This window comes from Rahnella sp. Larv3_ips (genome assembly GCF_003697865.1).
Lineage (GTDB): Bacteria > Pseudomonadota > Gammaproteobacteria > Enterobacterales > Enterobacteriaceae > Rahnella > Rahnella rivi.
This window is the reverse complement of record NZ_MJIB01000003.1, coordinates 32,937-43,893: the sequence shown is the minus strand read 5'-3', so window position 1 is coordinate 43,893 and position 10,957 is coordinate 32,937. Positions and strand designations below refer to the sequence as shown.

Sequence of the window (10,957 nt, the reverse complement as noted above, 5' to 3'; positions counted from 1 at the left end):
GGTGGCGGACAAAACCGCCTCTGTGGTGGCGGGTAAAGACACTGTGAATCTGAGCGCCACCGTGCTGGATGCCAGTAATCATCCGGTTCAGGGTGTCACCGTCTCCTGGAGCAGTGACAATGCCAGTGGCACATTTACCCCGGTTTCAGGCGTAACGGATGCCGCAGGTGTGGCGACGGCGGCATTTACAGAAACTCATGCGCAGACCACCGTAGTGACGGCCAGTATTACCGGCAGCAGCCTGACCCAATCGCTTGATTTCATTGCTGATAGCAGTACGGCGACGTTCAGCTCAGTGGTGTCCAATAAATCACAAGCGCTGGCCTCAGGGACGGATATTGTGACCTGGACTGCGACGGTGCAAGATGCTAACCAGAACCCGATTAACGATCTGGCAGTGAACTGGAGCAGTGATAACGCCAACGTCACGCCTGTCAGCGCGACGACCAAAACCAATGCCAGCGGTGTCACAACGGTAACCGCAACGTCACTCAAAACGGCGGATGTCATCATCACGGCGGGGCTGACTACGCCTGCGGTGAGTAAAAGCGCCAGCAAAGTCAGCTATATCGCGGATGTCAGCACGGCGCAGATGAGTACAGTGGCAACGGATAAAACGCAGGTACTGGCGAACGGTAGTGATATCGCCACACTGACAACCACGGTCACGGATGCTAACGGTAACCTGTTATCGGGTGCAGATATTAGCTGGAGTGTGAATCCTTCAACGGGAACGTTATCAGCGGCAACGACGAAAACGGACGCGCAAGGTATTGCCACAGTGACGTTGAACTCTCTGATCCTGGGCAATTCGACGGTGACGGCATCGGTTAACAGTAAAACGGCCACATCCCCGACAATCGCGTTTGTTGCGGATAGCACCACGGCGATTGTCACCACACTGACTGGCGATAAAACAGCGGGGGTAATCGCGGGTATCGATACCGTGACATTGCAAGCCACGGTCCTTGACGCGACAAATCATCCGGTGCCAAATCTCACCGTAACCTGGATCAGTGACAATACGGCGGGTGTCCTGACACCGGTCCAGGCAGTGACGGATGTCAATGGTGAGGCAAGTGCAACGCTGACTTCAACACTGGCGCAGAATACCGTTGTGACCGCGAGTGCGGGCAGCAGCCAGAAAACCCTGGCAGTGGACATCATTGCTGATGCCAGCACTGCTCAGGTGACTATTGCTGCTGATAAAACGCAGGCACCGGCCAATGGCACAGACGCCATCACCTGGACTGCGACCGTTAAAGATGCCAATAGCAACCCGGTGAATGCGGTCAGTGTTGACTGGAGTGGCAATAATGCGAATGTCACGCTGGCGAACAGCAACACGCAGACCACGGTAGCAGGCACAACGACAGTGACCGGTACGTCGGTCAAAGCGGGCACTGAAATTGTGACGGCGACGCTGACTCAGCAACAACGTACGGCAAGTGCGGCAGAAGTCAGCTTTGTTGCAGACCTCAGTACTGCTGAGATCACAACGCTGACGCTGGACCGGCCGTTGATTTCCACGAACGGTATTGATATGGCAACATTTACCGCTACGGTAAAAGATGCGCTGGGAAATCCGGTCATCAATGAGACGGTTAACTGGTCAACCACCCGTAATACACTGGCGAAAAGTACCAGTGTGACCGATGCATCAGGTGTCACCAAAATGACGATTTCGGGTACCGATGACGGAGAGGCGACGGTCACCGCGAGTTATGGGCAAAGTTCGAAATCAGCCATCACGAAATTTGCTGGTTCGGTCACCGGTGACTGGGTAATCAGCGGGGCTTCCGGCAAGTTTGAAACTCAAAGATTCAGTGCATACGAATCTATGGGCTTTATCGCAGTGATGCCGACCACCGGGCCAACGTCTCTTGTCTGGAGTGGTGCTAACAATACTAATTCGCCGCTGACCACATCAATGACGGACGAACACGGAAACGATGTGATTGTTAACTTTGGTGGTATGCGAGGGTCAGGCTGTTCGAACCGAACATTCAATACGGCGATGGGATGCCAAAGTGGGCCAAATGTTCGGGCGATACTGAGCTATTCATCAGCGGAAAATCCAGGTCTGGCCCCTGGTGTGTATAAAGGTATTATCCACTTTGCAGGTCAGAGTTGGGCCGTCAGTAAGCCTTCATTCTCCTATGACCTGAGTGTGGTTCTGACCGTGAATTAACATGGCAAGAGATTCATAAACTGGAAAGGCGGAAGAAATTCCGCCTTTTTTATTGCTATCATGCGGCAGGTTTTGGTGGCGTTTGATGATTTTTAAGGACTAGACGATGGACTACGACTTTTTGCGCGATATCACCGGTGAGGTCAAAGTGCGTTTTTCAATGGGCCACGAAGTGATCGGCCACTGGCTGAATGAAGAAGTGAAGGGTGATTTATCGGTGCTGGATAAAGTGGAAGCCGCGCTGAGTGAACTCAAAGGCAGCGAGCGTGAAACGCAAATGGTCGGTCACGAATACACGCTGTTGTTAGCTGACGATGAAGTGATGGTGCGTACCAATCAGCTGGATTTCGATGGCGATGAAATCGAAGAAGGCATGAGTTATTACGATGAAGAGAGCCTGGCGTTTTGCGGCGTTGAGGACTTTCTGCAAGTCCTCGCCAAGTACCGCTCTTTTATCACGACCTATCGCTGAGTTTATTTCCCCCGCGAGGCGGTCCAGCACAGCAGCGAACCGCCGACCACCATCAGCACGCCCGGCCAGAAACTCGCGCCCGGCAGTGTATGCAGCCACAATCCGGCAATCAGAATTGAAGACAGCGGCGTGAAGTACGACAGTGCCGCCACCAGCGTCGCATTGCCTTTTTTCATCGCGATATCCCAGCATTGATAAGAAATGGCGGTCACCGCGCCCATCGCCAGCAGTTCGAGAATGGCCGGTAACGTCAGGCTGATGCGATTCGATGAATAGGTGAAATACAGCACCCAAAGCACGGCACCGGTGGCAAGTAAAAACAGCGGCAGCACGCCTTTGCCCTTGCACAACACCCGCACCAGATTGGAATACAGCGCCCAGGAAACGGCGGCACCGAGCGCCAGACTGTAGGCCACCGGATTGCCACGCACGTTGCGCATCAGTTGATGAACGTCCAGCCCGTGGCCGCCGCTGATTGCCCACAGTACGCCGGCAAACGCCAGAATAACGCCCGGCCAGATCCACCAGCGCACGCGAAGTTTCAGCAGCGGCACGGCAAACAACAGTGTCAGGCTCGGCCACAAGTAATTGATCAGTCCCAGTTCCAGCGTTTGCTGACGGCTATGCGCCAGACCAATCGCCAGCGAAAATGCCACCATATAAAAGATAAATAACAGACCGCAGATGATCAGATAAGCCGCGGATTCCCCGCGCAGCGACGGCTTCCCGCCCACCATCCAGACCATGATCCCGCTGACCGTATAAATAGACGCGGCAGCACCAAAAGGGCCGAGGGATTCAGACAGGCTGCGGGTGAGCGCCACGCTCATGCTCCACAATAAAATGGCGAGAACGCCGGACAGCGTTGCGAAACGATCCATATGAAAGGTAAGCCTCTGGAAAAGGAGGCTTTTAAGATAAGCGATTGTTCCGGTTATTTACACCGGAACAATCCGCTTGAGGGGCGCTGATTGACTGACATCATCAGAAGTAGAAACCGACTTCCAGACCCAGAGTGGACGTTGTGGTCGCAGGCTGATAATAGCCAACGTTGCGTCCGTTCAGATCACCCTGTTTCTCGTCTGACTTGCCATACTTCTGGTGCACATAGCTGGCTTTGACAAACACATCTTTGTTGATGTTCCAGGTCAGGCTGGTGAACGGCGAGAGCTTAGATTTCGGCTCCAGCCAGACATCGCCCTGATTACTGTGCGTCCAGGTTTTGATCGGGTACAGTGCACCGCCTTCCAGGCTCAGACGAGAATCGGCGGTCATCTGCCAGTTCGCGCCTACAGAGGCCTTAGCGTACGGCTGCAACGACACTTCCAGCGCCGTGTAATCCCGCGTGCGGTTTTCCGAAGCGATGTAGACATCGTCGGAGCGGATATTACGCAACCACACCTGGCCGCCGAGCGCCCCTTTCATATCGAAAGAAACGCTGTCTGATGCGCGGTAACGGTAACCGCGCGTCAGGTCGGCGCTGTAGCCGGTGTAATAGGTTTTCCCTTTCAGCGTGCCATTTGGCACGTTGGCCTGATCGTCAAGGGTGCTGCCTTTATAATTGACGATCCCGAACATCACACTCATGTCCCAGGCTTTTAATAAGCCGCTTGGGGCGTCGAGATAATTATTAGATCCGAAATTTACGCGCAGGCGCGGGCCATGTTCAGCAACATATTTACCGTCCATATTATCGACGGATTCGTCCCACTTATAATATTCAGCACCATAACTCACATAGTGCCGCATCCCTTCAGTATTGCTGCCTAACAAACTTTCCCCGGCCCGGGAAACCCCGGAAACCAATAAAGAACTCGCGACCAGCAGGCTGGATACGGTCTTTAATTTACTCATTGTCATTTTTTATTTCTGCTTGCAGGTGGATGGAGCTGGTTGCTTAGTAAGCAATACGGCGATGCTAAAGGTCGGAGGGGCAGAGATAAAGAGATTTATCTGTTTTTCAGAAAATAGCGATCTTTTGATCGGTGTTAACTCAAATTAATGGATGTATATAAATATAATTTGATTTACAAGCTGTGTATTATTTTAATAATTTGGCTTACCGGACAGATCGTTTAACGATCAATTTGACTTAAAATAGATTTTAATAGGCGTTTTTATATTAATTTGTCTTAAGGAGTGTAGCCGGTTTTTATACCGGCGTGGTTATTTTACTTAAGTAATGCTAATCGAGTTTTTAAAGGGAAGCGCCGCCGCAAATAATTAATTGCTGGCCGGTAATCGCTGCGGCGGAGGGCGAAAGTAAGTAAATGACTAAATCGGCCACTTCCTGCGGCTGAATATAGCGACCTATCGGCGGCAATCTGGGCGGCGAGCTCTGGCGCTGCGGATTGTCCAGCATCGGGGTTTGCGTCGCGCCGGGGGCCACCACGTTGACGGTGATACCACGCGGTGCCAGCTCCGCCGCCCAGCTGCGCGCCATCCCGATCATGGCGGATTTGGTCGCCACATACTGACTGCGTCCGGCGACGCCCGATGACGTCCTGCTGCCGAGCAACACGATGCGCCCGCCGTCCGGCATATTTTCCACCAGGCGGTCGGCCAGCACTTCTGCCACGCCGATGTGCAGTTTCCATAACGCCTCGCTGGCCTGCGGATCCAGCTGCCCGAGCGGTGCCGCTTTCATCATGCCTGCGGCGTGGATCACGGCATCCACCTGAGGCAGTGTTTCCAGCACTGCGGTCAGTTTTGCCGTGTCGGTGATATCGAGCGGCACTGCGCGAAAGTGAGGGTGTTGAAAGCTCGCTTCGCGGCGCGCCAGACCGGTCACCTTCCAGCCTTGCGCCAGCAATGTCAGGCACACCGTTTCACCAATGCCCGAGCTGCAACCTGTCACCAGCGCGTGTTTAAGCGGTGTATTGCTCATGGCTTACTCCTTTAACGCTGATGCCGGGACTTTGAACACCGCTTTACGCACCACGGCAGGATGTGTGGCGCAACACAATGCGCGATGCGGCTCGCCCGGAGCGAACGTCACAAAGTCACCGCTGCGCAGCAAAATCTCATTGTGCAGTGCGGGATTGTCGAGAATAAACAAATCAGGTTTGCGCTCCGTGGCGGGCTGTCCGATGGCGCTGCGGGTATCGAAGCCGATGATCTCTTTGCCCTCCAGCACCACCTGAATATCCAGCCAGTCGTGATGAAATTCAGTATGCCGGTCCGCCGCAGGCGAGGTATTGGCATTGCCGATATGGCAAAACCAGGCTGCGCCCTCCGGCTGAAAGCGTCCATCTTCCCGCGCGCAAAGCGCTTCCAGCGAACACTCCGGCAGCGTAAGAATGCTGAGCAGCACATCGGGCAAGGTGGCCAGTGCCAGCGCACGTAAATGACCTGCAATCATGATCTTCTCCTTATAAAAAAGCCCGCGCAGGGCGGGCCGGACCGGCATCAGCCTTTTACCCAGGACTCTTCGACGCAGACGTATTTGATCGCCTGCCGGTAGTAGGTAAACGCGATATGCAGTTCGCCGTTCAGCCCCTGTTTGATGCTGGGATAGGAGAACTCGCGGTTGAGTTTTTGCTGCGAATTGTTGGTCATGCAGTAGCCGTCGCCGGTTTCCAGGTTGCGCAGGTAAGGCCATGAACGGCCACCGTCTTCGGAAATGGCCAGCGTCATCGGTGCGCGCGGTGCGCCCCAGAAGGCCGTGCGTGCGCCGGTTTCTGCGGTCGCTTCCACGCGCACATCGTCGTCTTCATCTTCGATTTCGTCATACAGCGAGGCCCGGCGTTCGCTGGCATCGGCGGCACTCAGATGATTGAACACCAGCGCCAGATGCCCGTTGGCGAGCGTTGTCACCTGAATCGACGAGTTGTTGTTAGGCAACGCGGTCGGCTGCGGCGCGCTCCAGCTGTTACCGCCATCCACGGAACGGCTCTGGTAGATGAAATCCGCCCAGCGGCTGCGGTACAACGCCAGCAGGCTGCCGTCGTGCAGCGGCGTGATATTCATGTGCACGCAGCCGGTGCTTTCCGGTACCGCCACGTCACGCCAGGTTTTCCCCTTATCGCTGGAAATTTTAACGGCGCTGTCGTCATTGTTGCCGACCCATTTTTCACCCGGCTGTGTGCGGCAGTAAAACACCGGCAGCAGCCAGTCGCCATTGGCCAGCACAGTCACCGGCTGGCGGATAAAAGTGCCGGGTTCCCCGAGCAGTGTGCCGATCTCTCCCCAGCTTTTGCCCAGATCCTGAGACTGGCGAAAACGCACAATCGCGGTGTCCTGATTGCCGGATTTCTGCGCGGTGTACATCAGCCACAGCACATTATCCGGGTCGAGGAACAGCACCGGATTTTGCTCCGAACGGCTGGCATCTTCTGAGAGTTTCACCGGCTGGCTCCAGACCTGCGCGCCTTTTTCCAGCCGCGACAGGTAAATGGAAATATCGGCAATGCCTTCCTGGGTGCCGGCAAACCAGGTGCACAGCAGGCTGCCGTCGGGCAAAGGCAGCAGATTGGCGGCGTGATTTTGCGGGCAATCCGACGGCAGCATGGCGTCACGGCGCGCGGCGTCATGTTCAGCGGTGTGCACTTTACCGCTGCGTTCGACGGTTAGCGTTTCAGTGGTCATCTTTAAGCTCCAGACTTTTGAATAAGGTGTGCATTTTTACTCTTTACTGCGCGCTGCGGGATCAGTCGGTCAATCACCATAATGATGGCCGGTGTCACCAGCGCAATATACATATTGTTGATACCAAACGGATCGCCGAGCAGATACCAGACGGAAGTCACCACGCAGGCACCGATCAGGCCGGCGTTGGCACCGCGCGCACTTTTAAAGAACGGCAGGTAGAACGCCATCACCGCCACCACGGAAATCGACAGGCGGATGGCGCGGGTGAAGAACGACAGTTTCAGCACTTCCGGCACCAGCAGCACGAAAATCAGCGGCAGGAAACCAATCAGCAGCGACAGCCAGCGGGTCATTTTGAATTCGCGTTCAGGCGTCGGGTTGCGGTACGGCACGTAGAAATCTTTCACAATCAGCGAGGCAATCGCCAGCGCAACGGTACTGACGCTGACGAAAATTGACGCCACCAGCGAGGTGGTCACCAGACCGGCGATCCACGGATTCATGTCCTGAATGAAGATCGGCAGGGCGTACAGGCTGTCGATATCGGGATGCAGGAATTTCGCGGCCACGCCGATCATGCCAATGGCCAGCGCAATCGGCACACAGAAGAAGAAGGCAACCCAGGTGGCGCGTTTGGCGGATTCCGCGCTTTTGGTGGAGGAAATTGCCTGGATCACGAACTGCGTACAGAAGATAGAACCGATGGTGCCGATCAGCCACGCGAAGATGGTGCTGGCGCCTATGCTGCCGTCCCAGGTCCAGTAGAAATCAGGCATCTCTTTTACCATGGGCATCACGCCGCCGGTCATGTGCAGGGCGATGCCTAAAATCACCAGCACGCCGATGTACTTGATGGCGCTGTGCAGCATCGTGACCCACGCCATACCTTTCAGGCCGCCGAACGCAAAGTAGAAGGTACTGACGACGGCGGTGATAAACGCCGCGACCGGCAGATTGACTTTCAGCACGGTGGAAATGGCCGCCGCGCCGCTGACGTAGTTACCGACGTTCACCAGCAGCAGGGCGTAAATCATGATGATCGAAATAATGTTCTTGGTGGTGTTGCCGTACTTCTCGGCAATCGCCCCGGAAATGGTGATTTTTCCGGTGTTATAAATGCGTTTTACCAGCAGTAAGCCGAAGATCGGGAAGCCGATGGCCGCGCCCAGAATTGACCATGAGGCGGCAAAACCGCCTTCGAACGCCGCCTGAGCGGTACCGATAGTGGATTTTGCACCGATGTATTCCGACATCAGCAGCACACCGACGATGAAGGCGGGCATCGCACGCGAGCCTTCCATAAAGTCGCCGCTGTTTTTACTGCGTAACCGGTAGGTCAGCCAGGTGGTAAACAGGATGTAGACCAGAACAATGCTGATAATTATTAACGTATCTGATGAGCTAAATTCTTTCATTTTTTCCTCACACAGCGCGTAGGGGACCCTGCCTGCGCACTTTCATGTGCAGGTGTCGGTGGTTTCAGAAGGTAAGGCGCGTTTAATCGCGCAAAGTAAAGGTCTTGATAACGGTCAGGATCTTTTGTGTATCGTCCTGCGTGAATTCGACCGGATACCGGCTTTCACCCACGTTAAAACCGAGCAGATTCACGGCTTTTTTAACCACAGCCGGTGAAAATGCGATGCTGTAAAGATCGGTTCGGATCTGATTGATCTCCGCCTGCACGGCTTCGGCGGCGGCGGCATTATTCTCCCGGAGGTGGCGGTAAACGGCATTCACCTGTGCGGGGATAATATTGGCGATACCGGAGATACACCCGGCGCTGCCTTCGGTGAAACCTTTGTAAATCAGCGAATCCGGCCCGGTCAGGACATCGAAATCCGTAAACTGACGGCTGACCTCATGGAAGCCATGCAGGCTTTCCCACGAACCGGCGCTGTCCTTAATGCCTTTGATGTTGGGATGATCGGCCAGCACGCGCACCACGTCCGGCGTCAGGGTATTTCCGGTGCGGGCGGGAATGTTGTAGAGATAGACCGGTACGGTCAGCGCATCGGCCACCGCGCGAAAATGCGTAATCAATTCCTGCGGGCGCAACGCTGCAAACCACGGCGTAATCACCGAGACGGCGCGCACGCCGAGTTTTTCAATCTGTTTGCCAAGCCTGATAGTGTCGCGGGTCGAGATCTCGCCGATATGCGACATCACGCCCGTGTCATTCCCTCCGGCCTCAAGACAGACCTCGGTCACCTGAATTTTTTCCTGCCCGCTGAGCATAAAAAATTCGCCGTTGGTGCCGTTGCAGAAAATATTATTCCCCGCCTGTTTCTGGCGTTTTACCTGCTGGCGCAATGTGTCGCTATTGAGTTTTCCGTCTGCGGAAAAAGGCGTCACAATCGCGGTATACACTCCGGTAATGTTATTCATCTTATTCTCTTCACGTCGTTGTCATCGGATACGAAATAAGGGCTTACCTGATACTGCGGTAAATTTCTTCTATTTGATTTTTCTCTACCGGCATGGGTACATTTTTAATTAAACGTTGTACCTCTGTTGCCCCCTGCGACAAATAAGGAATGTCATCAGGTGTGATATTCAGCTGACTTAATGTGACCGGTAAATCCAGGCGATGCACCAGCGCGTCAAAATATTCCACCAGCGCATAGGATTTTTCTTCTTCACTTAATGTCAGGTCAGCCTGCGGAATTAAGTCGTAAGTCCGGGCGAATTTACTGACCGCTGAAGGCCGGACAAACGCCATGCACGGCGCGAGCAGAATGGCATTCGCCACGCCGTGAGGAATGTGATATTTCCCGCCGAGCGGATAGGACATGGCATGCACCAGATGGGTACCGGCATGGGCAATAGACGCACCGCCGTAATAAGACGCCCACAGCATGTTCAGCCGCGCCTCCAGATTGCCCGGCTCAGCGACGGCGGTTTCAATGTTGGCGAACAGCTTCTTCATGCCGACCAGCGCAAAGTTGTCACTGACCGGGTTGGCGATCACTGACGTGAAGCATTCGAACAGGTGGCACAGCGCATCGATTCCGGTGGAAGCCGCAATGCGTGCGGGCATGCTGGTGGTCAGTTCCGGCACCAGCGCCACGTAATCGGGCAGCATCACTGGCGTAATAATGCCGACTTTGGTTTCTTTTTCCGGGATGGCGAGAATCGCATTGGGTGTGGCTTCTGACCCGGTGCCTGCGGTGGTTGGGATCAGCAAAGACGTGGTGCGACGCTGTGGTTTCTCACCTGCCAGCAGGCTTTCCAGCGTGACGTTTTCATCGCCCGCACACAGCAGCGACAGCAGTTTGGCGACATCCAGCACGCTGCCGCCGCCCACGCCAATCACCAGATCTGCCGAAGGCTGATTTAACGCATTCAGAATGGCAGAGACATCATGCTGGCTCGGCTCCGGCGGCACGCTATCAATCACGCTCACCTGACAGCCCGCCTTATCCAGCTGGGTTATCAGGGATTGCACAGGCGGCAGGCCAATAATGTTGTTATCGCTGACCAGTAATACCTGATGCTTTCCGGCCAGCAGGTAGCCGATGTCCTGCAATGACTGATAACCGCTAATGACTGTACTGTTGATATTCATGTCTGATCCCTGCCGTCTGAGTCTTCAATAAAGAGTGAGTTCAATCATCAAAGGTCGATACTCCTCACATCGTCAGGAGAATTTATAGGCGAAATTGAAGTTGAATAATTTGAAGTTGCTCACATATAATCAATCATGA

10 protein-coding genes are annotated in these 10,957 nt (G+C 54.6%); 2 read left to right on the top strand and 8 right to left on the bottom strand.

Annotated elements, in window-relative coordinates; all coding sequences use genetic code 11:
- On the top strand, window positions 1-2,191 hold a 2,191-nt coding region (locus tag ED901_RS00280; protein ID WP_205965056.1), incomplete at its 5' end, for an S-layer family protein.
- A gap of 106 nt (window positions 2,192-2,297) precedes the next feature.
- The gene (gene yacL, locus ED901_RS00275) at window positions 2,298-2,663 is read left to right on the top strand and encodes a protein YacL (protein WP_056777056.1); all 366 of its coding nucleotides are present in this window, start codon (window positions 2,298-2,300) and stop codon (window positions 2,661-2,663) included.
- A 2-nt stretch (window positions 2,664-2,665) separates the two neighbouring features.
- On the opposite strand, the gene yddG is transcribed toward yacL, so the two are convergent.
- The 8 genes from yddG to ED901_RS00235 form a co-directional block, all read right to left on the bottom strand.
- Entirely contained in the window at window positions 2,666-3,544 is an 879-nt protein-coding gene (yddG, locus tag ED901_RS00270) for an aromatic amino acid DMT transporter YddG (RefSeq protein ID WP_122094149.1), read from the bottom strand.
- Between the two features lie 103 nt (window positions 3,545-3,647).
- Entirely contained in the window at window positions 3,648-4,517 is an 870-nt protein-coding gene (locus ED901_RS00265; RefSeq protein ID WP_238485105.1) for a hypothetical protein, read from the bottom strand.
- A 343-nt stretch (window positions 4,518-4,860) separates the two neighbouring features.
- Complete coding sequence (locus ED901_RS00260) at window positions 4,861-5,550, bottom strand: SDR family NAD(P)-dependent oxidoreductase (RefSeq protein WP_122094145.1); 690 nt, start codon at window positions 5,548-5,550, stop codon at window positions 4,861-4,863.
- Between the two features lie 3 nt (window positions 5,551-5,553).
- Entirely contained in the window at window positions 5,554-6,024 is a 471-nt protein-coding gene (locus ED901_RS00255; RefSeq protein ID WP_122094143.1) for a YhcH/YjgK/YiaL family protein, read from the bottom strand.
- 47 nt (window positions 6,025-6,071) lie between these two features.
- Entirely contained in the window at window positions 6,072-7,250 is a 1,179-nt protein-coding gene (locus ED901_RS00250) for an exo-alpha-sialidase (RefSeq protein ID WP_122094141.1), read from the bottom strand.
- Window positions 7,251-7,252: 2 nt separating this feature from the next.
- Window positions 7,253-8,668 carry a sodium:solute symporter family protein gene (locus tag ED901_RS00245; RefSeq protein ID WP_122094139.1) on the bottom strand — a complete coding sequence of 472 codons (1,416 nt, stop codon included), beginning with the start codon at window positions 8,666-8,668 and terminating at the stop codon, window positions 7,253-7,255.
- Between the two features lie 82 nt (window positions 8,669-8,750).
- On the bottom strand, window positions 8,751-9,638 hold the full coding sequence (locus tag ED901_RS00240; protein WP_122094137.1) for a dihydrodipicolinate synthase family protein: 888 nt from the start codon (window positions 9,636-9,638) through the stop codon (window positions 8,751-8,753).
- A 43-nt stretch (window positions 9,639-9,681) separates the two neighbouring features.
- A complete protein-coding gene (locus ED901_RS00235; protein WP_122094135.1) occupies window positions 9,682-10,818 on the bottom strand; it encodes an iron-containing alcohol dehydrogenase in 1,137 nt (378 codons plus the stop codon).
- Window positions 10,819-10,957: the final 139 nt, after the last annotated feature.

What these genes read in the sequence shown, in the direction of transcription:
- yacL (WP_056777056.1), top strand. Translation starts at nt 2,298, where the DNA reads ATGGACTACGACTTTTTGCGCGATATCACCGGTGAGGTCAAAGTGCGT.
- yddG (WP_122094149.1), bottom strand. Translation starts at nt 3,544, where the DNA reads ATGGATCGTTTCGCAACGCTGTCCGGCGTTCTCGCCATTTTATTGTGG.
- ED901_RS00265 (WP_238485105.1), bottom strand. Translation starts at nt 4,517, where the DNA reads ATGAGTAAATTAAAGACCGTATCCAGCCTGCTGGTCGCGAGTTCTTTA.
- ED901_RS00260 (WP_122094145.1), bottom strand. Translation starts at nt 5,550, where the DNA reads ATGAGCAATACACCGCTTAAACACGCGCTGGTGACAGGTTGCAGCTCG.
- ED901_RS00255 (WP_122094143.1), bottom strand. Translation starts at nt 6,024, where the DNA reads ATGATTGCAGGTCATTTACGTGCGCTGGCACTGGCCACCTTGCCCGAT.
- ED901_RS00250 (WP_122094141.1), bottom strand. Translation starts at nt 7,250, where the DNA reads ATGACCACTGAAACGCTAACCGTCGAACGCAGCGGTAAAGTGCACACC.
- ED901_RS00245 (WP_122094139.1), bottom strand. Translation starts at nt 8,668, where the DNA reads ATGAAAGAATTTAGCTCATCAGATACGTTAATAATTATCAGCATTGTT.
- ED901_RS00240 (WP_122094137.1), bottom strand. Translation starts at nt 9,638, where the DNA reads ATGAATAACATTACCGGAGTGTATACCGCGATTGTGACGCCTTTTTCC.
- ED901_RS00235 (WP_122094135.1), bottom strand. Translation starts at nt 10,818, where the DNA reads ATGAATATCAACAGTACAGTCATTAGCGGTTATCAGTCATTGCAGGAC.